The 25249-nt window shown below is 48.5% G+C and carries 22 protein-coding genes; 6 read left to right on the top strand and 16 right to left on the bottom strand.

Going from position 1 to position 25249, the window contains the following annotated elements; all coding sequences use genetic code 11:
- Positions 1 to 114 precede the first annotated feature (114 nt).
- The gene (locus ACOJUR_RS08920) at positions 115 to 1584 is read right to left on the bottom strand and encodes a DHA2 family efflux MFS transporter permease subunit (protein WP_420949817.1); all 1470 of its coding nucleotides are present in this window, start codon (positions 1582 to 1584) and stop codon (positions 115 to 117) included.
- Positions 1585 to 1833: 249 nt separating this feature from the next.
- On the opposite strand from ACOJUR_RS08920, the gene lexA reads away from it, so the two are divergent.
- Entirely contained in the window at positions 1834 to 2472 is a 639-nt protein-coding gene (gene lexA, locus ACOJUR_RS08915) for a transcriptional repressor LexA (RefSeq protein ID WP_420949816.1), read from the top strand.
- 671 nt (positions 2473 to 3143) lie between these two features.
- On the opposite strand, the gene ACOJUR_RS08910 is transcribed toward lexA, so the two are convergent.
- The 3 genes from ACOJUR_RS08910 to ACOJUR_RS08900 form a co-directional block, all read right to left on the bottom strand.
- The gene (locus ACOJUR_RS08910; RefSeq protein ID WP_420949815.1) at positions 3144 to 3968 is read right to left on the bottom strand and encodes a hypothetical protein; all 825 of its coding nucleotides are present in this window, start codon (positions 3966 to 3968) and stop codon (positions 3144 to 3146) included.
- A complete protein-coding gene (locus tag ACOJUR_RS08905; RefSeq protein ID WP_420949814.1) occupies positions 3916 to 4425 on the bottom strand; it encodes a gamma-glutamylcyclotransferase family protein in 510 nt (169 codons plus the stop codon). The genes ACOJUR_RS08910 and ACOJUR_RS08905 overlap by 53 nt, the downstream gene beginning before the upstream one ends.
- Before the next feature lie 68 nt (positions 4426 to 4493).
- Positions 4494 to 6131 (bottom strand): amidoligase family protein, encoded by a 1638-nt coding sequence (locus tag ACOJUR_RS08900; protein ID WP_420949813.1) that lies wholly within the window; start codon positions 6129 to 6131, stop codon positions 4494 to 4496.
- A 740-nt stretch (positions 6132 to 6871) separates the two neighbouring features.
- On the opposite strand from ACOJUR_RS08900, the gene ACOJUR_RS08895 reads away from it, so the two are divergent.
- Positions 6872 to 7618 carry a geobacillin-26 family protein gene (locus tag ACOJUR_RS08895; RefSeq protein ID WP_420949812.1) on the top strand — a complete coding sequence of 249 codons (747 nt, stop codon included), beginning with the start codon at positions 6872 to 6874 and terminating at the stop codon, positions 7616 to 7618.
- Positions 7619 to 8298: 680 nt separating this feature from the next.
- On the opposite strand, the gene ACOJUR_RS08890 is transcribed toward ACOJUR_RS08895, so the two are convergent.
- The 12 genes from ACOJUR_RS08890 to ACOJUR_RS15990 form a co-directional block, all read right to left on the bottom strand.
- The gene (locus tag ACOJUR_RS08890; RefSeq protein ID WP_420949811.1) at positions 8299 to 8502 is read right to left on the bottom strand and encodes a hypothetical protein; all 204 of its coding nucleotides are present in this window, start codon (positions 8500 to 8502) and stop codon (positions 8299 to 8301) included.
- Between the two features lie 476 nt (positions 8503 to 8978).
- Entirely contained in the window at positions 8979 to 9866 is an 888-nt protein-coding gene (locus ACOJUR_RS08885; RefSeq protein WP_420949810.1) for a hypothetical protein, read from the bottom strand.
- Between the two features lie 14 nt (positions 9867 to 9880).
- Entirely contained in the window at positions 9881 to 11251 is a 1371-nt protein-coding gene (locus tag ACOJUR_RS08880) for an ATPase, T2SS/T4P/T4SS family (RefSeq protein WP_203114137.1), read from the bottom strand.
- Entirely contained in the window at positions 11248 to 11997 is a 750-nt protein-coding gene (locus tag ACOJUR_RS08875; protein WP_420949809.1) for an SAF domain-containing protein, read from the bottom strand. Before ACOJUR_RS08875 ends, ACOJUR_RS08880 begins: the two co-directional genes overlap by 4 nt.
- Positions 11910 to 13148: a MinD/ParA family ATP-binding protein gene (locus ACOJUR_RS08870; protein ID WP_420949808.1), complete on the bottom strand. Its 1239-nt coding sequence runs from the start codon at positions 13146 to 13148 to the stop codon at positions 11910 to 11912. Before ACOJUR_RS08870 ends, ACOJUR_RS08875 begins: the two co-directional genes overlap by 88 nt.
- Positions 13132 to 13623, bottom strand: coding sequence for a hypothetical protein (locus ACOJUR_RS08865; protein WP_420949807.1), 492 nt, complete (start codon positions 13621 to 13623; stop codon positions 13132 to 13134). The genes ACOJUR_RS08870 and ACOJUR_RS08865 overlap by 17 nt, the downstream gene beginning before the upstream one ends.
- Positions 13620 to 14237 (bottom strand): EAL domain-containing protein, encoded by a 618-nt coding sequence (locus tag ACOJUR_RS08860; RefSeq protein ID WP_072875117.1) that lies wholly within the window; start codon positions 14235 to 14237, stop codon positions 13620 to 13622. Before ACOJUR_RS08860 ends, ACOJUR_RS08865 begins: the two co-directional genes overlap by 4 nt.
- Positions 14238 to 14296: 59 nt before the next feature.
- Positions 14297 to 15322 carry a ParM/StbA family protein gene (locus ACOJUR_RS08855; protein WP_420949806.1) on the bottom strand — a complete coding sequence of 342 codons (1026 nt, stop codon included), beginning with the start codon at positions 15320 to 15322 and terminating at the stop codon, positions 14297 to 14299.
- The gene (locus ACOJUR_RS08850; RefSeq protein WP_420949805.1) at positions 15310 to 16533 is read right to left on the bottom strand and encodes a CpaE/TadZ family protein; all 1224 of its coding nucleotides are present in this window, start codon (positions 16531 to 16533) and stop codon (positions 15310 to 15312) included. Before ACOJUR_RS08850 ends, ACOJUR_RS08855 begins: the two co-directional genes overlap by 13 nt.
- Positions 16534 to 16600: 67 nt before the next feature.
- Positions 16601 to 17455 (bottom strand): hypothetical protein, encoded by an 855-nt coding sequence (locus ACOJUR_RS08845; RefSeq protein ID WP_420949804.1) that lies wholly within the window; start codon positions 17453 to 17455, stop codon positions 16601 to 16603.
- Positions 17456 to 17528: 73 nt separating this feature from the next.
- A complete protein-coding gene (locus ACOJUR_RS08840; RefSeq protein ID WP_420949803.1) occupies positions 17529 to 17801 on the bottom strand; it encodes an HU family DNA-binding protein in 273 nt (90 codons plus the stop codon).
- An 84-nt stretch (positions 17802 to 17885) separates the two neighbouring features.
- Positions 17886 to 21185 (bottom strand): beta strand repeat-containing protein, encoded by a 3300-nt coding sequence (locus tag ACOJUR_RS15990; RefSeq protein WP_476692316.1) that lies wholly within the window; start codon positions 21183 to 21185, stop codon positions 17886 to 17888.
- A gap of 133 nt (positions 21186 to 21318) precedes the next feature.
- Here ACOJUR_RS15990 and ACOJUR_RS08825 point away from each other — a divergent pair, with 133 nt between their 5' ends.
- The 4 genes from ACOJUR_RS08825 (at position 21319) to ACOJUR_RS08810 (ending at position 25242) form a co-directional block, all read left to right on the top strand.
- A complete protein-coding gene (locus ACOJUR_RS08825) occupies positions 21319 to 22035 on the top strand; it encodes an iron-containing redox enzyme family protein (protein WP_072875103.1) in 717 nt (238 codons plus the stop codon).
- Positions 22036 to 22623: 588 nt separating this feature from the next.
- On the top strand, positions 22624 to 22761 hold the full coding sequence (locus ACOJUR_RS08820; protein WP_420949802.1) for a hypothetical protein: 138 nt from the start codon (positions 22624 to 22626) through the stop codon (positions 22759 to 22761).
- Between the two features lie 7 nt (positions 22762 to 22768).
- Entirely contained in the window at positions 22769 to 24079 is a 1311-nt protein-coding gene (locus ACOJUR_RS08815; RefSeq protein WP_420949801.1) for a spore germination protein, read from the top strand.
- Complete coding sequence (locus tag ACOJUR_RS08810; protein WP_420949800.1) at positions 24076 to 25242, top strand: Ger(x)C family spore germination protein; 1167 nt, start codon at positions 24076 to 24078, stop codon at positions 25240 to 25242. Before ACOJUR_RS08815 ends, ACOJUR_RS08810 begins: the two co-directional genes overlap by 4 nt.
- Positions 25243 to 25249: the final 7 nt, after the last annotated feature.

Below are 25249 nucleotides of genomic sequence, written 5' to 3'. Positions count from 1 at the left end.
TCTACTTTGATAAGCATTAGAAAGATAAACAAAAAAACGCCGCAAGTTTTCGAAGTGTCCACTTCGGCGTTGAGAAATTTTCTATAATTTATTTTAGATACGAATCTGATGTCTTCATGCTTGTTTTTGTGTTGAAACAGTAGAATTGCTCATTTGTCCAGAACGATGAGGACGTAACAGAACCAAGCTACATATAAATGCGATGGCATAGAATAAAATAAAGAATTGAAAACCTTTATCCGTTGAATTTACCAGGGCGCTTTTGATATTTGTACTTAAAACGCCTGCCGTGCCAAGAAACGCTTGCGACGCAACAGAGGGTGGCACACTGACCTCTGCAACAACTAACGCCAATGTCAGTGACAATGACATCCCAACATTTCGAAACGTATAAAACATACCTGAAGCAGCACCGGTCTGTTCCCGAGGCGCAGATGAAAGCACGGCCTTTGTAAGCGCCGGCCACCCTAGACCATTAGCAGTAGACATCAAAAGTTGTGGAAGAATGATTGCCATTACACTCAATTGCGGGCCTAGACTGCCTAGGAAATACACTCCAAGCCCCAAAAAGAACACCCCTACAAGCACCAACCGTGCCGGCCCAAAACGATCAGCCGCTGCCCCACCTAATGGTCCCATCACAAGCTGAGGTGCGGATAACGGAATCAACAATAAACCTGCTGACAAGGGACTTAAACGCAACGCACCCTGCAAATACAACGTTAACAGAAACGTTGTTGCAAAGTAACCAATCGAGTAACTGAATGTAACGCCAAGTCCTGCTGAGTAATGACGATGTTTGACTAGCGAGAGATTAAATAGAGGCGCTTTCACACGTAATTCTATCCAAACAAACAATATGAAAAGTACCAGCGTCAAAACAAATAACCCAAGAGTGCGCAGCGATAACCAACCCCAGGACTGTCCTTCGGAAAGTGACACAAGCAATCCTACAAGCCCTAGACCAAACGTGATCATACCAAGCCAATCTGATTTGACCTGTTGCTTAGGTGACACATCCGCACGAAGTACGATCATAGCGGCAATCATGCCTATGATGGCAAATGGAATGGTTACAAAAAAAATAGAGCGCCAGCCAAAAGCGTTTATCAGCGCGCCACCTGCAACAGGTCCTACGATAGAGCCTATTACCCAAGAAGTGGAATTAATCCCCAACGCCTTACCAAGTTCATTAGCAGGAAACGCTTTAACAATGATGGGTGTGGCAGTGGCTAGAGCTAATGCAGCTCCTGTTCCCTGAATAAAACGATATACAATGAGTGCACTTCCAGAATTCGCAATACCACATAAAAACGTGGCTACTGTGAAAATTGCAAGACCAGCTATAAATATTTTTTTAGTACCTATGAGGTCCGACCATCTACCTGCAGGAAGAAGAAAAACCGTACTGGTGATAATGTACGACGTAATCGTCCAAAGTCCAGTTACAACTGAAATATGGAGACCAGACATAAGCCGGGGCAAACCAATAACGACAATTGTGGCATCCACATTCGTTATAAACGAAACTAAAGTAACAGCTGCAAGTATAGACCACTTCAATCTTATATCTGATTGCGCCACAAAACACCATCCTTTCAAATGGAAAGACATTTACTTATAGTAACTTGAGCGGTCTAGGTTTGACAATAGATGATTTGTACATGGCTATGGCCTTGAAAATGTCATTTAAAATTCTTACATGATTGAATAAAACGCCAAAATATTTTTGATTTTCAACACAATCCAACAAACCGGAACATATGTTTGCATCCAAAGAATATTATGCTATGCTTAGGATTAGAATGTACGCATGAATGGAGTTTTGTGGCGATGGATATTAGCAAACGTCAGAAAGAAATACTTGATTTTATAGAAAAATGTATAGCAGAAAATGGATATCCGCCATCCGTTCGAGAAATCGGAGAGGCAGTAGGACTCGCTTCTAGTTCAACCGTCCACGGTCATTTAGAACGGTTAAGCCAAAAAGGATATCTACGAAGAGATCCAACTAAACCTCGTGCAATCGAATTATTAAAGAAGCATACTCAAATCGCGAAAAAAACTTCAACAAATTGGGAATCGTCTTCTGCAATTTACTATGCTCCCATTATTGGAAAAGTAACCGCTGGTAAACCCATCACAGCTGTAGAGCATATAGAGGGTTATTTCCCTTTGCCAGATACGTATCATTCTCCTGAACAAATTTTTTTACTTAAGGTTCAAGGTGACAGCATGATTGAAGCTGGTATTATGGATGGAGACTTACTTTTTATTCGCCAACAGTCAACTGCTCAAAACGGTGATATTGTCGTAGCAATTACGGATGATGAAGAAGCAACTGTAAAAAGATTTTTTAGAGAAATGAACAGAATTCGACTTCAACCAGAAAACTCTTCGCTACAACCCCTTTATTTCAATCATGTAAATATTTTAGGAAAAGTAATTGGGTTATATCGTTCTTTTTCATGACTTTATATTTTATGAACAATAAAATATAAACTACGATTTACTTCTACATCATATAGAAAAGTCACTTATTCGATTAAAAATCAAGATAACTTTTTTGATATTCGACTGTTTGATTTATACGATTTTTCAGAAAGAGTACTGAAGCAAGTTTAGAACTTTATATAAAGTATTTTCATAACTCATAAACATGAATGAATAAAAGTCTGAAAACCGTTTAAAATCACATCATAGAATGGGCAGCAAATTTATAAAACTAGGACAGCATGCTGCCCATATCCCACATACAAAAGTTAGCCCAATAAGCCAGATGTCTGACTCAACGCACTTCCCAGCTGATTGACTGGATTGGAGCTACTTCCTGAGGAACTCAGACTACTACTCAACTGGTTTGCTCCCTGACTTAATGCACTTCCCAGCGAGTTCCCCAGTTGTTGAGACCCTTGGCCTAAAGCATTTGTCAAAGAGCTTGTTAGATTAGAAAGTGTACTTTGTACACTTGAAAGTGGATTAGCGACTCCAGGTATTGATTTCATATTCCATACTAGAACATTCCCGGTTGTATCACCATGTATCCATAAGTCCAGAAAAACCTTGTTTTATCAGGGTTTTCTGGACTTTTTATGTTCAGAGGTTTTGCTCAGTTTGGAACAAATTCGTTACTTTTTCGTTACTCATTCGTTACCGTGATCTCGTTCATACACTTCATAGTTGTGCAGCTGTTCCTTCATCTCTGTGATCCACGATGCGTCCAGCCGACTCCCTTTTCTCGACTCATCACCTAACCCAAAGTACGTCTGCACCGTCCACGGCGGCAAATAGACGTCTTCTGCATCGATACGGATATACTGATCACTTGCGCTTCCATTGGAATTCGGTGAAAAATCACCACAGGTTTGCCCATACTCAGCATCCGCGCCCGTCCATTGCCGTTGTGCCTGACAAATCGTTCTTCCCTGTTCTTCCACAAGAAAACGGCACGCCCTACAATCTCCGCAAGTTCGTTTACGTATGTCAGCATTAGCTCTCAGAATATAGGCATCCTTGCGTTCCATGAGCCGCAAGGCACCGTTTTGAAGCAAAGACTGGATGAGCGTTCGTTCCGTGAGAATGTTCCACTCTACAGGCGGCTCATCCGAAAACTCCATCTCTTCCCATTCTTCCTGTTCCTCTTCACTTGCCCACGGCGGGGGAACCGTATTGTCGTGAATCACCGCAGGCCCGTATAAAATCTGCGAACGCTGCCCCCACATTGTACAGTTTTGATGCAAAGGTTTCACAATATGGTAGCGAAAAAAGAATTGCGTGTCTTCTCTTTCATCTCCTGAATACACTGCGCCATACAACCAGGAAATCAGCCCCGTAATGGAATGACACTCCACAGGCGGCTCCTCGCCAAACTGGGCAATCAGTTCCCAGTCCGCCGGTCTACCCTCTTCCAGCGGCCTAAAAAAATGCTTCTGCCAACGGTTGAATCTCTCTTCCACAGGTATCGTCAATCTCATCCGCCTCCGTTTCTATGCAACGAATATTACGCAATATCTGAAATATCGCGGATACGGCTTCTTCCGGTGCACTTCTCATCAACAGGTACAAGTAGTGCGGGTGTGGGCGAACGTCCCAAAGATACGGCTGCACAAGTTCATATGTGAACGCCCGCACTATTCCCCCGTCTTCCGTGACCACCTGCACAGGAATCCGTCGATAAAACCACGGCGCTCCCTCTCGGCGATCCAGGCGCTTTTGCATCGCTGGCGTGACTTCCCACAGCACACCGTAAACTTTTTCTTTAGGTTTTCGTTCAATGTTGGCGATGCCACCCTTGCGACTTGCCGAATAGCCATTGAAGCGAAGCCGATAACCGCTCAAAACTCCTAGTCCGTACCTGGAAGCGCCAGGACAGGTCCGTGCAAAATCCGTTTCATCCATGCAACTGCCATACGCAAAGTACAACATATGATCCACCTCCCATTCTCATATATTCCATTGTCTGGAATTTATGATACAGGATATGGAAATCATTGTCAAGCCCTTCCGCGTACCCATAATTGGGTCGCCAAGAGACGCAAACGATCCGAACCTAGCGTATCAAGATACTGACGAAATCTCTTTTCTCTATCCTCAGAAAGGGTGTTCATCTCCGGTCCTGTATCATGGGCAAAGAGTTTAGGCAAGCGCTCTGCACCAGGCATGTGTTTTCTCAGATAGGCCGATTGCAGAATGGTGGCGTGCGCCAATTGGATTTGACGCTGTAAAATGACGGGATCATGCGTGGAATTGGGATAGCGAAACTCTACGGTGGGCACACCGGCATGGGCTTGCTTATGCGTACTGATCATGTAATAACGATCCCCGATTCGATTTCGGTATTCGCCAATGATTTTTTTGGAGGCTTCCACAGCCGTATCGGTACGGCGCAATCTTTGCAAGTGAGGCAAGTGGAGCGGTCGAGTGTAGTTTATCCCACGATGATTGGCAGGCCTGCCTTCCGAGTGCCGCGCCGCACCCATCTGATAGTAGCAGCTTTGAAATCCTGCAACCGTTCGCGCCAAACGCTGCCAGCGATATCCGCGATCATCCAACTTATCGTTTCCAATATGAATATGCAGACCAGTATGGTTCGTTTGGCGAAGTGCCCCGGACTCATGGAGGATTTGCATCATGGTTCCGATCTTTCTCCAGTTTTCCGGCGTATCCCGAAGTACGGGGGAAACCAGTTCCACAGCCGGTTCTTCCAAACTGCCATCTCGTGTAGGATTCCAGTAGCCCTCTGTTCCACGGCTGTGATACTGACGAAGCATCGGTACATCCGTGATCCCTTCCTCCTTCAATCGTTGCAGCGTTCGCTGAAACGCTCCTCTATCTGCGAATTCCACTTCCAATTCAAAGCCAAACGTAGTATCCGATCCATCCAGTACCTGTTCGGTTTCAAAGGAACCTGCGCCAGACATCGCCCGTGCTTTCAAGTCTTGCCATGCGGCGTCGTTCTCGCTCATCAAGATACCATCATGTTGGTGCCTTTCATGCCACTGTTGCAAGGCTGTGTCACGTTCCTGCTCTACAGCCATCTCTTCATTGACAATCCTTTGCATGAGCATTGGAGCGCCTTCCACTCGATGTCCTACCACGCTGTCTGCCGAAGGCGCTGTCTCGGTTTCTGCATGACGACCCAAAACATTGTAGGCCCGCATGTGTCGGCACGGCGTTCCAGCAGGTTGGTTTCGATGAAACGCATAGGCTGAACAACTGCAACTGACCGCCTGTTCCCCTGTATGATCGGCTACCACGACATAATCTTCATTCGTGCCCGAATGAGCAATGAGCATGCCATCTTCAAACTGTTCAAACCAAATCTCTGTCTGCCCTGCATTGCGCCTGGAGTTGGCGTCTTCCATGTCTACCGTACCCGTTTGAACAGGAACGATTTCTTGTCTATGCACTCGAGCCAAAAACCGCGTCCTGGCCGCTTCCACAGCACGGTTTCGCATCCCGACAGGCTCTCCGCGCAGCCTTGCCCACGAAGTTCTTGCTTGCTCTGCCATCTCGCTGGTCATAAGGACCTGTAGATAGGACCGTACATTCCGATCACAAACAGGTCCCGTTCCTCTGGAGACCGAGACCTGATTGGACAACCCCCTGTGACATACGGCACAAATCGTCATGAAAAACCCCTCCTTCCCCAGGGAAAGAGAGGGCGGCAAGTGTCTACGTTAATCAAGTGGGCGTTGTCCAGAATTTCGTGGAAATTTGAAAGTGGGAGTCTCCCTATCCCTTTTGTTATCATCGGTTTGGGCTAACAGAAAGGAGAATGCCTCTAGGAAGTCAAGACTACACGAGATTGGGCTGAAAGACCAGAAGCAGTTTACTTCGATACGACTTAAAACCTATCTGACCAACTGGCTCTGCTGGATATGATGAAGATGACCAAGAGGGGGTTCTTGACGCTAGCGTTGCCAGTTCCGATGAAGCACGGCTGTAGAATAGGTTCGGTCATGGTTTGATCAGCAGGGAGAACCCACTAAAAATGTTTTGTCCCTGCATTATCATAAACGGATAGTCCACGATTTTCTAATCGTCAGTTCATGGTTGCCACGAAGAAGAAGTTGCAGTTTCTGTTGCAAATTAGGCTACGAGCCACCTATGCGATGGAATTATCGAATAAGAAAATGCGCGTGGCCAAGAGCAATACGAACGTTGGAAGAAGGGTAAATTGGTATTGAAGAAAAAAGACCGTTACGAGAATCTACAAAAGAGTGGGATATAGCAGGAACAACAGTAAATATAACTGAATATTAAAACTTTTATTTCTATTTTCAGGGGCATCCATTATTTTGACATTATATGAAGTTATCTATAAAATAGAGTAAATTTCTATATATTTTAAATATTTGGAGGTGTTGGGATGAAAACTATTTTAAAAAAAATTGTAGGCGGAGTATTTGCTCTATCTACTATGATAGGCATTAATATTCCATCTGCATATGCTAGTACTTCACAACTTAATGCTGTTGGAAATAAACAATCATTTTCAGTCAATGGGAATGCAATATATGTTCAAAAGATGTCTAATGGAAACCCTTTTGATAACGTAGTAAGAGTAACTGTAAACGGGCAGACTACTACTGTAACATACAATAAGATTACTAAAACAATGACCGTTCTAAATTCAAATAATACACAACAAACTTTTAATTTGACAGACTTAAATTCAGGGTTAGCTACTAAAAAAAGTACTGCTATTAGTCCCAATTACATCTCTGAGCGGGTTTCAGAACAGTGGTGGGGAGATTATGCTCAAGACAGCATTTTTAGCGGTTCTACCCAGTATTGGATGGTTGCGATTAACTCTAACAATACATCTTATGCGTACTGGTCGGGAGCTGAGACCAGCAACAACTCAAGCGTTCTAAATAATTATTGGAGTGCTGTTTCTGCTACAGAAAATTCAGAATATGCATTTTATGCAGCTACAGGTTTAAGTGCATCTAGTGCATTAGTTTCGGTTATTACCTCTGAAACTGGCGTAGGTGCTATCGTTGGTGTAGTCGTCGCCGCGGGATTTGCAATTGGAGCAGCATACGAAGCCGCTCAAGCGTGGACTGATCACCACACAGACGTTGTAGATTTTTATCAAATTCCTGGAGCTTAATCTATATTGGGTATTGAACAAGGTGGGGCGCATATATTTTAAAGGTGCCCCTCTTAAATTTAATGCCGGATAGGTGATTACTAGTGAGTGTAGGAATGCTCATATCGATTATTTTATGGGTTATAATTTTGCTTTTATTTATTCTCATTTTAATAAAAAGTGTCAGCCGAATTATACGTAATATATCTTTATTAGGAATATTCATATGTTTAATAATTATTTGCGAGTTTATTTACTTTAGTTTCTAATATGTAAATTTTATTATAAACACTAAGTGTAAGAATCAACCCGAGTACAACTCAGAGAAATGGTAACCAAGAGATAATCTTCTAAGTAATTCTTTTAAAATGGGGTATTTAGAAATACACTCATAACTGCTGATAGCTCGAATAGTCTGAATATGAAGTTTATATAGAATAAGATCTAACCCAGCGAACTTTTTTCCATTAGATAACACATAAAAAGACATGCCGTTAGTCACACCTCTTTTCTAATTCTTGGCGTTACTGATATTGATCCTTCCAAACCCCAGCTACGCTCTCAATCCTTCTATGACTACGTTTTTCCTTCGGAGCTAAAATCACTACACCTTCAAACTGCAATGCAAATATCTTCCACATTCCACCTAGTGTACGTTGAGCCTTGAGTTTCCATTCTTCACACCAGCGACGCACTTGTTGTTAACTCATCCCAAATTGAGCCACTAATTCGGCAGTTTCCAAAAAATCTTTCGATGAAGTAATGCTCTTAACATTGATTGTTATATGCTTGCCCTTTTCTGCAACCTCAAGTTTTTCACGCATTAACTGTCTAATCGTGCTTAACATTGGCCCAACGATTTCACGAAGCAATTCTTCATCTAAAATCACTTTCTGGATTTTCACGAAGAATGCTCAACAATTTTTATGCAGTTCCAAATTCGGAAAGTCTATATCGTCCCTTCTCGCTTGAACGCCAGACATGTGTATCCCCTCCCTACAGGAATTCTACAGCCTGGATCGCTCATTGCAAAATTTCGCTCATATGTCACGAAACATTCATTATTTATGAACCAAAACGCATAGTATGTATACCTATCTTAAAAAAACCTTTATGAACCCAGAAAAAATGGCCTAAACTACTCCTCTATTTGATCTCGTTACTGTAGTGAGCATTTTTGTTTTCTTCATGCGTGTTCATCACGTGACTTCAGAATCGTAAGCTGTTCTTCGTACGTTTGAGCCGGTTTTAGTTCAGTCATAACAATCCTTGCCAAACAAAATAAATCGGCTCACCCTGGTCCGCATCGATGAGAGGCGTGGTGAGCTCTGTTCGTATCAGAATACGACTTAGAAATTCAAAGTGCAACGAGAGCGAAGGCTTAGACTTCTTTCAACGCTTTGGCCGCCATCCGATAGATAAGAACCATACCCCCCACCATTACCAGCAACAAAAGCCAAAATCCAACGCGCGTTTGAAACGTCAAAAACCGTCCCATGCGAGGATATGCCAGAAGCAACAAAGAGCCTACCAGATAGACAAAAATAGAAGCATTTCGCTTACTGACTCTCGTCCGCGCCGCGACACGGCGTTGATGATACAAAATCTGCAACATCTGCTCCCGGTATCCCAACCACATCTCGGCATAGTCCGGCTGGAAGTCTGCCGCATCGCGCGTCATCGTAGCCAGCGTTAAAAGCACCTCCACATCCCGTTCTCTAGCGGCGCGAACCAAGGCCTCAGCAGGGGTTAAACTCTTTTGCCTCCACGTCTCGGATACTTCGCCAAACAACGCCCGCACCGCTTTTCGTTTCGCCAACTTTGCGACCTCATCCACAGCCACTTCCAACCGCCCTGTCGCTTTCAAGGAGTGAACCGCAATCGGGATCGCCTCATCCAGAATCGCTGTCGTCATTTGCTGTTGGTACTTTTCATACGCCCCATGCAGGCTTTTCACACGAAACCACCAAAAGCCAACAGCGCCCCCCGCAAACGGAGCAAGCGCAGGTTGTTCCACGCCTATAGAAAGAAAAGCGGCCACCAAGATCCCCATGAAAGCAGAAACTAAAATCGCGTTTCTCACCGACACGCCTGCAATCCTGGCTTCTCGCCACCATTCTGCTGTCCAGGCTCGCCCCACATCCCGAAGCCCGACCTCACTTTGAAAGGATTGTTGCCAAATCGCCCTTTGTCTCGCTTTCGCCAAATCTTTGTCCACAAAAGCCAAGAGCGCTGAAAAAAACAGCAAAAACGCAATCCACTGCGCCATCTCGCTTGGCCTCCTTAGCCCAAATACACCTGTTCAAACTGAGGATTTTTCTGAATCGGCAAATCGGGCAACGATATCCCTTGTCGTTTGGCACGCTCCACCATGCGCGGCGTCATGCCATGAAACACGAACACATCCTTTTCACCGTTCCAGGTCGCCAAACGGACAAACGGCACCGTTTTCGTACTTGGATCGTAGGGATAGATTTCAGACACTTCCACCACCCGTTTGCCAAAGCGTGTTCGCTCACAACCAATCACCACTTGCGTCACGCTGGTGAAAATGTTCGCCACCGTCGACATCGCAGGTTTTTGCGGTGCCCCTGCCGCGAGTAAACACATACGCTGGACGATCCCCTGCGCTTGCGGGGGAGCATGCACCGTGGTGAACGTATGTCCGGTCACAGATAACCCCGCTTGCAAAAACGCATACGCCATGGCCTCCATGCGGATTTCACCCACGCCCACATGATCGAAAAACATCCGCAGCGTATCCGCGATAGAGTCTAACATGGTGATTTCGCCCTTGCCCTCTGCGTTGGCTCCCTTGTTATAGAGTCTCGCCGACCATCGGCAAAGCGGCTGAAGTTCCGGCATCTCTTCGACAATCCCAACCACTTCGTTTTCTGGGACATGACCCAGTATGGCCGCGCAAAGCGTCGACTTCGCGCTCCCCGTCCCACCGGCCACCACATAGCTATAGTGAAGCGTAGGAAACAGAGCAAAAAGTTGCACCATTTCTGGCGAAAGCATTCGCAGTTCCATCAGTTGCTCCAGGCTGAAGTTGAAAAGCGGTTTGCGAACCGTCAAAAACATGCACTCTCTGGGCAGAATGACCCCAAATTCATCCTTGACGGTCCAGGCACTGGCCCCGCCCCGAACGTGCATGCGATACCCATCGGCCAACATCGCATCGCACCGCGGATTGGCCAAATCAAATTTGTACGTCGTACCCGACAGTTTCTTGCTCACAAAATCCACAATTTCCTCGTTTTGCATCACCAGCCCCGGTACCACTTCTCGCTCTCCTCTTCGGGTCACAATGACTTGTGTGCCGCCGATGACCATGATATCCGAGATATACGGATCGTCCATCACCGCCTGAAGCTTGCCATAGCCATACATGTTGTTCAAAACTTCCTGAATCGCTTCTTCCTGATACCGCGCGGGAATGCGAATCAGCCCGGCCAGCCTTCCTAAATACGCATGGGCCTCGCGCCTGGGCGGCAGGTTGCGAAGCCATTCGTTCTCTTCGCGAACCCGCTCCATGAGGCGCCGGGTTTCTTTCTCTACCTCTTTTTGCCGCTCCAGCACGGCTTCATCTTCGGCAAAATAGGCTTCGGACTCCTGTTGCAGTTTTTCCAGTTCTTCCAGGATACCCGTCATCCCTTTTTCCCGCCTTTCGACGACTTGGCCGTGGACGAAGCCTCCGCTTCACCTGTGCTCGTGCTGCCATCCATCATCGGGACGCCACTCGTGGCCAACGTCATTTGCGCCTGCCCGTTTTGCAAACTTTCTCCCACCAACTGGAATTCAGGATACGTGAGGAACAAGATGAACACTGGCGTTTTCCCCGGCACCTCGGCCAGCACACGAATCGGCCCCACCAGAGCTTCTGTACTCTGGTTGTTCGGCTCCTGTTTCGTATAAAAGACCGCAATGTTCTGACCAGGTTCCACACTGTCCGCCAGTACCGACGAAGGCGTATACGCCACGACTAAACCATTTTGATGTTCATGCGCCTGATAGTAGGCCAGCAGTGCAGGAATGTCGGTTTGCCCGGCCACATCCGTCGTGGAAATGGGTTGACCTTGTGTCACGCCTACCTGCAAATACCGCCCGACCAGCATCTGTTTGTCCGTCAGCCAGTGCAATTGCCGAGCCAGTGCCACAGGCACAGTCTCCGTCGAGAAATCACCTGCCGTTAAAGCGGTGTCGGGTGCCAGGTTTTGTGAAGCCGTCACCACACGCACCGATTGCACTGCCCGGTTGTACCCTACATAGGCCAATCCACCTGCCGCAAAGGCCAACCCTACACTCAGCATCAAGTACGTGTGCCTTTTGAGCGTCCGAAACGCCATGTCCGCATCCCCTCTTTTTCCGTCTCCGTCTTTTGCACATCCTCCCGCCACAACTTGAGGCGAATCTGTTTCATTGCCGTCTCAATAGCCGGACTGCCCATCAACATTTCCCCCGCTTGCACTTCCTCAAAGAGCTTGTCGTCTTCCGGTACATAACCCAGCACCGGGTAGCCTGTTTGGCTCTCCAAAATCTGCGAAATCTCATGAAGTACACCCGGTTTTTCCCGTGTACGGCTCAACACCAGATGCACCGGTTTCTCCGTCAGACTGAAAAAATCTCGAATTTCCGCCCAGGTGCTCCGATCCGTCCCGGTCACACCAAGGACGACATCCGCTTCCCGCATGGCTTCCACCGTGCAAACCATGCGGCTAGGATGCGTATCCAAAATCACGGTGTCCGCATACCGCGAGAGCAGATACATCAGTCTTCGAGTGCCATCTGCTGAAAGTCCCATAGGCCGTTGACCTTTCGGAATGACCCAAAAACCATACCCTGTACGAATCAGATTCTGTTCCAATTCCGCGTCGTTGAGCGTATTGGAGAGTACCTCAAACCGATCCGTGGAAACGATGGGATCGACACGCAGGAGTCTCGCCAGATTTCCCATATTGTCCAAATCGACCAGCACGGTCCGTTGGCCCTTCTGATGCAGGTTTCTGGCTAACAAAATGGAAAACGTGCTTTTGCCCACTCCACCCTTGACTCCGGTGATCGTGAGAATCGTTGCTCGTTTCGCTAGCGGGCGCAAAGGTTCCACAAATGGCACGGTTTGCCCCCGCAAGGAAAACGTCTGTTTCGAGGCTTTTTGGCGGATCATCTGTTCCATGAGATCATTGGCAGAAACACCTGCAGGGTTCAGCGCGGGCGAAGGTTCTTTCGGCGCATCCAGCGCACGCTCTTCTCGCTTGGCCCACTTTTCCAGATATGCCGGATGTGGCGGATACGGCAGCATCTCTGCGCAGCCTTCCGGCGGCACGTCAGGTTTCAGTCCCGGCACGCTCAGAATCACGGGTACACCGTAGACCGAAGAAAGTTGTGCCGCCATCCCCGCGTCCTCTTTTCGCGTGAGGATGACCAGTTCTATACCGCTTTTCGGAAAATCCTGTTCCCTGGAGAGCGTCTGCACGGGATAACCTTTTTGCCGATAGACCTGTTCCATCTTCTTCCATCGCGCCACGTCCCGATCAAACCAAATCCACAAGTGAAAGCACCTCCAATATCGGCATCCAGTGCCGCCGAAACGATGGATCGCGCATCGTCAATGGCTTCCCTATCAAATAGGACGTCGCGTTTCGCTCATCCCAGGGAATTGTAGCCAGCGGCACCTCACGCTCCTCGAACGGCCAAGGTTTCCCCACTTCCCGTTCGTATCCGTTCATGACCCATACCGTCTTTCCTCGCGCTCTTTCCAGGCGAGAGCGTACAGAACACACAGACAAAGGGTCTGGCGCGGCAGAGAGAATCAAAACATCGGGTGCCACTTCCGGCTCTGCGTGATCCAGGAACACCACAGGCGCTTCAACGGGAATATCCAGCCACCGTTCAGCCACAGGTATCACCCGATTCCATAACCGATACGGGGCGTCCCGATCCGCGTAAATCCATGCACCGCGCACACATCCTGCCAGATTCCAGGCGAGAAAACTTTGCCCAAATCCCTCCACCGCCACCTTCATGGAATCATCACCACCGATGGCGAAAGCGGCTCAGGGCGGTGGTAAAAGTAGCCCTGCACCAATCCCACACTCTGGCGTTTAGCCCACTCGGCCTGTCGCTCTGTGGCGACACGCTCCAGGATGACGCGAGAGAGCATTTCTTTCGCAAAGGACAGGGCTGCCCGCATCGTTTCTTCGTGGCCCATCCAGTTGATTTTTAGAAAATCCGGGCGCAAGTAACTGCATCGTTCAAACTGATTGAAACCCGTTCCAAAGTCATCCAGTGCCACTTGCAATCCTTGCTCCCGGTAGGGAAACAACCACCTCTCCACTTTTTCCGCATCAAAACTGCGGCTCTCCGTCAACTCCAGCACCAGATTACGCGGAGAGTCTTCCGGCCAAAAAGGCAATCGTTCCGCTGCCATCGTTTCCGCCGTGACGTTGACAAACACCAGAAGTTGCGGCGAAGACCGGGCGCGTTTCCAGGCTTCCCGCAAAATATACTGTTCCGTTTCCACCAGCGTCCCGGCACTGTGGGTAATCTCCAACACTTCTTTCGCGTGATGCAAAAGAATTTCTAGTCCTACCTGTCCACCCGTCACGGGATCGACAATTCGTTGATGCCACAAAGCCAAAACAAAGCCCCCCTCTCTTTTCAGGAAAGAGAGAAGGGCTGGTCAACGCCACAGCCCTATCAAGAGAGTTCCGTGGCCAAATCAAAGAGGCGAAACCCTCTTGCGTTTGCCATTTGCGCATCCGGCAGAACCTCCACACGGGCAAAGTGAGACTGAAAATAACGTGCAGCCCCTGCTCCAGCACCCCCCGCCAAAAACACCGCCTGCACTTTGCCCAGTGTTTGCGCCCCCAGTTTCGCCATGACTTCTCGCATCACAGCGGTATAGACTCTCTGGCGCACCATGTCCACCTCGTCCGTCAAGGTGTGCATCCTGCCGCCGAAAAAGACGCTGCCTGTCTCCAAGAGCTCCTGATACAACGCCCGATCCGACAAGGAGGGACTCTCCCCCGCCACACGTCCAAGTAAACGGGATAACTCCTGCATGAATGTATGCCCGCCTACATCGACCGAGCCCGACAAGCTCTCCACATACCGAAACGGTCTCGTCTCAAAGACCACAAAACCTGTGGTGCGCGTACCGATATCGACCAATAGCAGATATCCACCATGACGAAGCAACGCCTCGTCGCGAGGCTTGAGCGTTCGGGTATCCAAAAGCCCTGCCATCATCGCTCCCATTGCCTGCGGCACCACACGAACCGAGGCAGCTGAGACCTTGAGTTTGCGACCTTCCACCGTCACCGCGCCCTGCATATGAGCCAAACGTTGTTGCAGGGACTCTTTTTGCAAAGCATAGTGGGCAAGTGGCAAGCCAGTCACCACGCGAGGGGCATCTCCCTCGTCTCGCATCAAAAGCGCCAGTGTGGTAAGAACCAAAGCTTCCGTATCTTCATCCTCATGTTTTCGGCTCGACAAATTCACAATCGCATCCAGGCATTCTCGTTCGGCCAACTCGCCTAAAAAGAGATGCCGCCTCCCCTGCCCCGTTTCCAAAACCACCTCATAAGGCACAACATCCCCCAACATCGTGGTTCTCTCAAATCCGTCCCCTACGACCGCCGGAAAGAGAATGTCCTGTTCACCGTTCGTCGCCTTGACATACCCATATCCCAAATCCAGTCCCACGACCGTCATCGTTTCCATCGCCCTTTCTTCACTGACTTTTGAAAACCTAAACTGCTGTCCCACCAGTCTTTGCAAGCGAGAGAAAGTTTTTTTCCATGCAAGCCGCCGAGCTTTTCCAACTTGCGATCATACGGAACCAGCACACGCGGCTGATACGGCGTCAAAAGCGGCTGAACGATTTTGAGTTCGGAGCGTTTTCTCGCCTGATTGACCACCACCGATACCTTGTCCGGTTCGACTTTCGCCATGACCAATTTTTCCGCATGTTCTTCCACTCGTCCCAAAGAATCCGGCAAGGTCCTGACGGCCATGACCACCTCACTGACCAAGGGCAACAAAAGTCGATGCAGAGGTGTCCAGCCCTGAGGCATATCCACAAAAACCAGATCCATCTCACTCATCGCCAGTTGCACCAGATACAAGGCATCCTCCGGATCCAACAGGACAATATCCCGGCTCTGGGGGCTGGGGATGAGATGAACCCCTGTTTCATGGACATGACAGATCCCATCCGCAACAGCGGCAGCCATATCTCCCCCGCGCCAGCCGCGTACATCCGCACTTTGCAAAAAGCCAAATTTCTCTGAAATGTCCCCGTTGACATCCAAATCCACAATGGTCACTCTTTTGCCATGCAAGGCCGCATACAGCGCCATATGCGCCCCCACGGTCGAACGACCCGCACCACCTTTGGGGCCTTCCAGCATGATGAGCGGGGTGCCTCGTCGACGAAAAAACGCGGGGGCTTGGGGTGGCTCTGGCATCGCGGGCATGAGCCGATTGGAAACCAATGCTTCCTCCGTGCGGCGCAAAACTTCACGCGGTGATTCCTGTCCATTCCGCAGCGGCGTGGATGGTGCGTTGACCCAGGTATCCGAAACCGCCAATTCTCCCTCTTCTACCGCTTCTGTCCACTCGATCCGTTCATTCGCCTCATTCGCCTCATTCGCCGCATCGTTTTTGACCCTGGAATCCAGTTGCTCCTGTTTTGCAAGGAGCGCAAACACATCCCCTGGCGGCAAGATCGACGTTACCACAACTTGTGGAAACTTCGTCTGAACGGCTTCCTGAATCCCCATACGCTCATCCACCAGAATCCATTCGAGCGTCCCTTGTTCGAAGGCACGCGTTAACTCCGACATCTTCTGTACCCGCACCACGTCCCCCAGAACCGTCAGCTCCGCCAGCGTTTCCTTGGCCTTGTCCTCTTTCACCAAGAGCGCAATCAAGATGTCACCCTCCCCTCTTCCATCTCCGGCGTAAGTTTGGCCTCTGCACTCAATCTCGGCATCTCTTTCACCCCTCCCAGTCAAACCCGTCTTTCGGCAACACAGGTTCCGCTTCGTCCCATGTGAAATCTGTTTCCTCCTGCACTTGTGTATCCTCTTCCTGGGTAGACTTCATCGCCTCGTCGACAGGTGATGAAGTCGCCTCCATTCCCCAAAAGGAAAGGAGCCCACCTGACAAAGCGTCTGCCAATTCAGAGATTCGTTCGGACACCGCTTGACCTTCGCGCATCGCGACAAAGGCTGTGTGTCCAAAGTCCGGGAACACCATCGCCGCACCGTCAGGGATCTCCTCCTCCTCAGGCCAACGATTGACCATCCAAATCACACCTTCTATGGGCGTCTGTCGCGCCGGATCCGAATCGGTCACCCAGATGACAGCATCCGTTTGCAAAAGCGCCCGCTGCGCAGCCTGCTCTATCGAGGCGCCGGAGACCCCACTTCCGTCCAACACACGCACGGCTGCCTCAGCAGGAGCACTGGTAACAATCCAGGAAGACGATTGCCCCCAGTGATGGACAGGAGAAGCGGGGGGTGCAACCAATACCGCGTCCATCCCCTTTTGCCGCAGTGCCGCCGCCAGATTCCAGGCCACAAACGACCCACCTGCGCCAGGCTCGGATAGCACGGTCACGGTCTGTGACGTTTGCCATACAGGGGCGTCCCCAAATAGCCAAGCCAACAGCTTTACGGCATCGATGCTCTGTGCAGACCCAATCACCTGGCATCCGAGCGCTTTACCCTCACGGGCCACCATCGAATTTCTGGCCACCAAACCCACCGTTTTCCCCGCTTGGACGCCCTCTTTTGCCGTCTCCAACACCGTTGTGAGGATATAGCTAGCTTCCTCTCGCGCTTCCGTCACTCTCGTTTCTCCCAGGACATTCCGAACCCAGGTTTCCATCGTCTTGTCTGCCAGCTCCAGGTACACCTTCATCCTAGTTCACCCGCGTTTTCAGCTTTTTCGACAGTTTGAAGCGCACGCTTTGATACGCTGGGACTTCCATGAATTCCCCCGTTTTCGGGTTTCGACATAAGCGAGCCGCGCGTTCCACCGGCTCAAAAATGCCGAACGGCACCAGAGGAACTCGTTCACCTTGACTCACTGCATCACTCATGGTTTCAATGAGCGCCTGTACCACGCGATGCACGACGGCTGATTTCTCTCCACACCGAGATTCCACTTCACAAAGCAATTCTTCTTTGGTCATCAATGCTCGTCACCTTTCTGATGAAAAAATTCGCCTTCTCCCCCTGGAAGGAGGCGAAGGCGAAAACGAGGTAACAAGGGGACTTTAGGGGCGGATTGTCAGGATCGAACCCTGATTTGTTAAGACAAACAGATAACCGTTGTTGTACACGGCTGAGGCGACTCCCCCTGGAATCGTTACGCCGCCGTAACTCATCGTATTGTTGGCATTCTCTACTTGAATGGTTGTACTCGTCGACTGATTGAGATTCGCATAAAAGGTAAATCCATCTCCTGCAGCCAGAATATTATCTACGGTTGTGGATAACTGGGTGAGTTGGTTGTTGCTTGTGTTCAGAAACCAATCTCCCTGACTGCCCGTGATATAGATACCACCGTTGCCTGTTGCCATGGCAGCGTCCTGAGAGGGGGGACTGTACGTTCCCTGGTTCACACTTCCTATCATGCCTTTCCCTAACACCGCGCCGTTTGGACTGATTTCGGCCCAGTCCAGGTGACTGGTGTCACTGTAAAACTGAAAACTCGACTGAAACACCGTATAAAAGTTCCCGTTGACAGCGGCTAATCCAAAATAAGGACCATAGGTGACGGTGGAAGCAGGCGGTGTTAAAGATACGTATGGGTATTGATAGTTTGTCGTCTCAAGAGTCAAACCATAGTGCATGGTGACATAAGAACCATTTTCCGTCGCGTATACATTGGAATAAGCTATTTCTCCTGGCAATGCAGCAGCGTAGAGTGGCGTAAAGCTGTAGTTTTGAGCCGAGCTTCCATAACCAAAGATAGTGACCCCATCCGTTTGAGAATTGATCGTAGCGACTTGTAAATTGTCATCATTGTATCCACCGTAACCACTGTTTTCTATACCATATTCATAGAAAAGTCCGCCTACCTCACCCAACCATACAGGGGGATAAGAGAGACCGTTGTATGTGGTTTCTGGTGTGCCGTTATTGGCATGATACGCAAAAATTTGATTCGTTCCTGCCGTATAGAGCGTATCTCCATTGACCATGAGCACTGAACCTTCCACACTATAACTATCGACTACCTCTGGTGTCGTACCCACCACCGGCTCGGTGAGGCTCGCGCTGGTGGTGCCCACCGTTGCCGTGATAACGGCATTCCCTTCACTGTTGGGAGCCGTCCAGTTCGTCGTAAAATCACCGCTGCTATCTGGCTGGGTCACGCTCTCCGGAGACACGGATCCCTCGTTTGCAGCAAAGTTGACCGTCAGTGGATAACCTGAAGTTCCCAGGTTCTGTCCGTCCGCCGTGACTTGCGCCGATACTGTATAGCTACCGCCTTGTGCCGCACCCGATGATGGTGCGCTCGTCGTGAGTGTAATCTGCGGCTGATAGACGGGTTCTTGCGTGCTGTAGACACCCGTTCCTCCCGGCGTCTCTGCCGTGAGCGTCACCGTTTGTTCCGTGTTTGGCGCTGTCCACTGGATGGCATCATTGCTACCACTCGAACCTACGTTCGTCGAGGATGCCGAAAGACTCCCTGCCGAAGCCGAAACATCAACTGTAGCATTGCCGACGCTCTGTCCATCCGCCATCACGTCGATGTAGAGATCATAGGTTGCACCGGTCAAAGTGGGTTCTCCGTTGTTTTGGACCACCAGTTGAAATTGCGGCCGATAGACGGTTACAGAAACCGTATTCGTGAGTCCATCCACCGTCAGTTGCATCTGTGCCGATACCAAGGTCTGACCTTGGGTGCTAGCTGGTGTCCAGGTGAAGGAGATATCGCCATTCGCATCTGTGGTTGCCGACGCTTCACTCAGCGTTCCCTGATCGACCGACATTTGCACCGTTTGTCCCGGCAACGGGTTCCCGCTATCATCGGTGACCTGCGCCGTCAGATCATACGTTTCACCCGAGATCATCGGTTCGCTTTCGCTTTGAGACGTACCATTGGCACTGGCCTGTTCATGAAGTACGGATGTGCCGTTCAAGCTGATCGCAACATTCATCTCCGGCTCTACGACAATGACCGTATCTGTTTGCGCATCGTTACCCACCGATGCCGTCAACGTCACATTTTCTGCCGTTCCCGGTGCCGTCCAGGTCGTGCTGAAATCTCCCTGACTATCCGTCGTGACACTCGTGCTTCCGAGGGTTCCAGCACTGGCTGAAAGCGTCACAGTTTGGTTGGTCACCGGTTGACCTCCCAGCGTGAGTTGCCCAGATACGGTGTAGGTATTGTCGCTTACCGCGCCAGAAGATGGAGCATTCGTCGTGATGGTGATTTGCGGAGCGACCACAGTGACCTCTGTCTGTGCGGTCTGTTGACCACTGGCCGCATCGATCTGCACGCTGCCAGCATCGGGCGGCGCTGTCCACTCGGTGCTAAACTCTCCGTTCGCATCCGTTTGAACCGTCTGCTGCAAAAGCGTACCGCCGTTGTCAGTACCTGTGGCCGAAAGCGTCACGATTTGATTCGACACCGGCTGGCCATTCAGCGTCAGTTGCCCGGAGACCGTGTACGTTTGACCCACTTGTGCACCGTACGACGGTGTGGCCACGGATATGGTGAGTTGAGGCGCTACGACTCGAACCGTTGCTGACTGGGAAACTCCGTCCGCACTGGCTGTCAGTGTATACGTTCCTGTCGTTGTCGCGGTATACTGCGCCACATAATTGCCGTTGCTATCTGTATACGCGCCTGTCGGATCAAGCGAACCGCCAGTCGCAGACAAATTCACCAGGGCATTCGCCAGCCCCTGACCGTTGTTCGTCACACTCCCTGTGATGTTTACAGGTTCGCCTTCCTGTACGGTTTGCGGTGCACTTAGCGTCAACGACACTGCCCCACCCGGATACGTCGTGTCATACTTGGCATCCTGACCATCCGGGTTGGTCACTTCCACCGTAATCGCATCATTCGGCTGAAAGACAAAGCTGCCATTTCCATATCCTTGAAGACTACTGACGTCGATACTCGATGCCGACATCCATGTGGCATTCGGTGTCACACCGCTTTGGGCTCCTGTCTGCCAACCTGCCGTGGTATCCAAAAGCGTTACGGTGGCCCCTTCCACAAAGTTGCTGCCGCTGATCGTCAGCGAAGGGCTGGCACCGCTTGTGGTATTCCAGGATACCCCCGAAATAGAGGGTGCCGGGTTCGTTACGGTGACTCCGCCGCCTGACCCGTCAGAACCACCACCGGATGAAGAGGCGTTCTGGTACGTGCCGCCCCAAATCTTCGCCGCAAACGAACGGGCAGGCGTCAGTGCCTGGTGCCTTGTGGACAAGGCCACATACGACACGCCCCCCACCGTGGCGACAATAGGAAGTACCGTGAGCGTCATTTTCATAAGCCCCGTTATGGTACTTTTCTCGTCTTCGCCTCTTCGCAGGCGTAAAAATCGTTTCCACATTCGACAGCCCCCCTTTCTCTGCATGACTTGACATTGAGAGTGTGGAGGGCAAAGTGGTAGGAGACACTTTCATTCCTTGTTCCAATACGCTTTTTCGATTAGGCTAGGATGTAAAAAAAGATGGAGGATTTTTATGTGGAATCATTACGTGGATGTCGAAAATGAAATCAATCTCATCGTACAAAAAGAATTTTTAGAACGCGATTTTTTTCAAACATTAAAAGCTGGACAGTACACGATGAAACAACTGCGACACTTTGCCATTCAGTACTCTTATTACAGCAGACACTTCCCTCGTATACTTGGCGCAGCCATTTCTGCCATGGCTCCGATCGATTCTTGGTGGGTGCCTTTAGCAGACAATTTATGGGATGAAGCGGGTAGAGGGGCCGTGGGTCATTCACATGAACAACTGTATAAGACGTTTTTAAAAAGTGTTGATCCTAATATCCAACTAAATGACTGGGGTATGCCGCCTGAGCCCATGGGAAACGCTGTTCAGACTGCCATAGAGACCTTTCTTCAATTCTTTCATCAAGCAATGCCACTCGCTGCGATGTCCGCTGTTGGACTAGGTTCTGAAATGTTTGCGGGGAGAATTATGGGGGAAATTGCATCCGGACTTAGCCATCCAAATTATCAAAAAAAGCAATCCCTCGAACTTTTATTTTGGCATTGTCACGCAGATGAACATGAACCACGCCATTATCAATTATGCAAAAATGTATTAATTCAATATTCTAAGCCCGAAGAATTGGCTATCCAATGGGAAGCAGGAAGCTATATCGCTCGTTCAGAAGCTACCATGTATCAATCTTTACACGAGGAAATGCTTCTATTAGATGCTTAACGTGATCTCAAAATATTTTTTCATTTGTAGTAAAAAATATTCCGAAAGTCACGATTTACTTGAGTCAATTTCCTGCATTTGAAATCAAGGGTTTTGCAGAATGTAAATTCAAGCCTATCATTTTGCAAAACCCTTGGCGATGACTGACCGTACATTATCTTTACCTCTACGTATAAGAGACATTTCCTCTTTTATGTATTCTATACCTAACATGATAGATTTTACCTTATTATCGCTGTTTACTTCAACCCAATGTTCAATAATCATTCAGTGAATTACAGAAGAAATTTATAGAATCAGCCATTTCAAAAATTTCTACTTTGTCTCATTCAACTCAGCCATGAACATTCATACGGAGTAAAAAATGTACTTGTATGGGGGTGAATTCTCCCCATTTATCCTTAGGATAGTTCAACATTCAGATCAAACTGACAATCTATATTGATTCATCAACTTGTAAGCCTCCATTGCTTGTCTACGCTTCAGCTTAACGCTACCCCGTATCAACACTAAATTTCACCGTCTACATGCATAAAAAAGCTAGCATCGAGACAAGTTAAAATATCCCTGTTTTGGAGGAGAGATTTTATGTCCAAAGTTTCTCGGCATATAACCCAAAACGCCCAATGGTTTTTAGAACGGTTAGAAGATGCCGATCTCCAAGTCGTTTATGATCATCTGTGGATGCAAAAAAAAAAAAATTTCTATCTTATGGATTTGGCTTGAAAGTTCAGTGAATGCTGGTGAACTTCAAAGGAGAGTCTTTGAACCCCTCACACGAGAGCCATTCATACACCAACACTCTATATGGGATGCCATTCGACAACGCTTACCTATCAAGCAGGCTCAACTCTCTTCTTCCTTAGTTGAACTCGAACATAAGCTTCTCAAAGGGCACGTTCTTCTATGTGTCGAGGGCGCTACGGACGCCTTGTCCATGCCTGTTCAAAGTATGCTACAACGTGGAATTGAGGAACCCCCCAGTGAGACGACTGTCCGCGGAGCCCATGAAGGATTTGTCGAATCTTTGGAGACCAACGCTTCTCTGTTACGAAAAAGGCTTCCCTCCCCTGATTTGTGCATGGAATCTTTCATACTGGGTTCACAGATTCCTTCCGAACTCAAAATGTTTTATCTGCGTTCTCGTGCAGAACCCTCCTTACTGGAAGAAGTTCGTTCTCGTCTTCAAAAACTTCAAACCAAGGATGTTTTATCCTCTGGTGAAGTCGAACAATGGATTGAGGATGCACCATGGTCAGTTTTTCCGACCATTGGAAATACGGAGAAGCCGGATAAAGCCGCTGCTCAAATTTTAGAAGGGCGTGTGGTACTACTCCTCGATGGGGATCCAACCGCACTTTATATGCCGCATTTGTTTATTGAATCAATTATCAATACAGAGGATTATACTTCTCGTCCCTATTATGTTTCCTTCATTCGTTTACTTCGGACCCTAAGTTATTTTTTCAGCATTCTCTTACCTGCTTATTACATCGCTATGTTAAATTTTCACAAAGAAATGATCCCAACCGCATTACTCCCCAAATTACAGGAATCCAGTGCGAAAGCGCCTTTTCCGATCACCCTGGAAATTCTCATTATGATCATGATGTTTGAAATTGTTCGTGAAGCCGGAATTCGTTTACCGAAATCCGTAGGTTCAGCTGTCAGTATCGTTGGCGCTCTGATTTTAGGTCAAGTTTCTGTCGATGCCGGTATCGTCAGTCCACCCACCATCATTGTTGTCGCCTTTTCAGCCATTACGGGATTTACCCTGACACCCGTAGCGGATGTGATTGCTCTTTTGCGCATCGCCAATATCATCGTCGCTTCCTTTTTGGGGTTATATGGCGTCATTCTCTTTATGCTTGGCGTACTGGTTCATGTCGTCAGTCTAACGTCCTTCGATTCGCCCTTTTTGGCACCCTTGGCTCCTTTATATCTCAAAGATTGGAGAGATGGATTTGTGAAATTCCCTATTCGCTGGTTATCCAGAAATCCGCGTTCGTTACATGATCGCCAAAGAGTGGGATGGAAAAAATGAATCGTCCAAAGACTAGCGTATGGATCACTTGCCTTAGCATCCTTGGGATATGTCTCGGACTCACGGGTTGCGGAGAAGGTACAGAACTCAAATATGTCTCTATGGTCTCTACGGTAGGGGCAGAAAAACTCAACAATCATCAAGTGCGATTATATTTGGTTCCGCTTTCTATCGAAGAAACAGAAGCACAGCAACAAGAAGGGAGCAGCCGAGAAAGTCGTCTTCACACGCTCATTGTGAGGGACGGTATGACGGCTTTTGATATCGAACGAAACGTGATCCGTGAGACCAAGCATCGCCTCCTTTTTACTCATGCCAAAGCCGTCGTGATATCACAATCTATGGCTAAGCACGATTTAGACTGGTTTTTAGATATTTGGTATCGAGATCAGCAACCTCGTTCTCGCGCTTACGTGTTTGTCACCGATGATCCTGTCAAAGATATTTTGACGAACGCGACCTGGTTAGAACCTGAAGTATCTTTTCCATTATCCTTTGGCATGGAAAACATTCGCTTTGTATCAAATTATGTTACCGTTGATCTGATCCAATGTTTGAAAGCTCTCCATGAACCTCCGTATTGTAGCTTTTTGCCTATGCTCCATTTACATGCCAAGAAAAAGCCAATGACCGTGGAATACGAAGGAACTGCGCTCATTCAAAAAAACCATATGGTCGATGAACTCAATACTACGGAAACGCAAGGTCTCATATGGTTGCTCGGTCAAGAAAAAGGGGGGAGTTTGGAAATCGGAGAGTCGCATCAAAGAAGTGTCGTTGAAATCACTCGTGAAAAAGTGGAGAAACATTTTCAATTTTCTAATGGGCAGCTTCACGTAGAATATACCCTTCGATTGCGTGGAACATTGGCTGAAGATGGTGAAAAAGGAGACAGTTGGAATCCTCAACATCTTCATCAACTCGAAGAAAAGGCTAACCAAACGGTTCAACAAATTTGCCAGCAAACTCTGCAAAAATTGCAACAAAAAGACCAGACTGATGCACTGGGTGTTGGACTTATGGTCTATCGAAAACAACCTGGTGTGTGGCATAAATACGCATCTCATTGGAACGATGTGTTTCAAAAAGCAGATATTCATGTTCACCCCGTAGTAACCATTATGCATCCCGGGTTAATTCGTTGGCTCAAACTCCCCTATTAAATTCAGA

This window comes from Alicyclobacillus tolerans (genome assembly GCF_048984885.1).
GTDB classification, from domain to species: domain Bacteria; phylum Bacillota; class Bacilli; order Alicyclobacillales; family Alicyclobacillaceae; genus Alicyclobacillus_I; species Alicyclobacillus_I tolerans.
This window is presented reverse-complemented; position numbering and strand designations above follow the sequence as displayed.

What these genes read in the sequence shown, in the direction of transcription:
- lexA (WP_420949816.1), top strand. Translation starts at nt 1,834, where the DNA reads ATGGATATTAGCAAACGTCAGAAAGAAATACTTGATTTTATAGAAAAA.
- ACOJUR_RS08905 (WP_420949814.1), bottom strand. Translation starts at nt 4,425, where the DNA reads ATGTTGTACTTTGCGTATGGCAGTTGCATGGATGAAACGGATTTTGCA.
- ACOJUR_RS08900 (WP_420949813.1), bottom strand. Translation starts at nt 6,131, where the DNA reads ATGACGATTTGTGCCGTATGTCACAGGGGGTTGTCCAATCAGGTCTCG.
- ACOJUR_RS08895 (WP_420949812.1), top strand. Translation starts at nt 6,872, where the DNA reads ATGAAAACTATTTTAAAAAAAATTGTAGGCGGAGTATTTGCTCTATCT.
- ACOJUR_RS08885 (WP_420949810.1), bottom strand. Translation starts at nt 9,866, where the DNA reads ATGGCGCAGTGGATTGCGTTTTTGCTGTTTTTTTCAGCGCTCTTGGCT.
- ACOJUR_RS08880 (WP_203114137.1), bottom strand. Translation starts at nt 11,251, where the DNA reads ATGACGGGTATCCTGGAAGAACTGGAAAAACTGCAACAGGAGTCCGAA.
- ACOJUR_RS08865 (WP_420949807.1), bottom strand. Translation starts at nt 13,623, where the DNA reads ATGAAGGTGGCGGTGGAGGGATTTGGGCAAAGTTTTCTCGCCTGGAAT.
- ACOJUR_RS08855 (WP_420949806.1), bottom strand. Translation starts at nt 15,322, where the DNA reads ATGGAAACGATGACGGTCGTGGGACTGGATTTGGGATATGGGTATGTC.
- ACOJUR_RS08840 (WP_420949803.1), bottom strand. Translation starts at nt 17,801, where the DNA reads ATGACCAAAGAAGAATTGCTTTGTGAAGTGGAATCTCGGTGTGGAGAG.
- ACOJUR_RS15990 (WP_476692316.1), bottom strand. Translation starts at nt 21,185, where the DNA reads ATGTGGAAACGATTTTTACGCCTGCGAAGAGGCGAAGACGAGAAAAGT.
- ACOJUR_RS08825 (WP_072875103.1), top strand. Translation starts at nt 21,319, where the DNA reads ATGTGGAATCATTACGTGGATGTCGAAAATGAAATCAATCTCATCGTA.
- ACOJUR_RS08820 (WP_420949802.1), top strand. Translation starts at nt 22,624, where the DNA reads ATGTCCAAAGTTTCTCGGCATATAACCCAAAACGCCCAATGGTTTTTA.
- ACOJUR_RS08810 (WP_420949800.1), top strand. Translation starts at nt 24,076, where the DNA reads ATGAATCGTCCAAAGACTAGCGTATGGATCACTTGCCTTAGCATCCTT.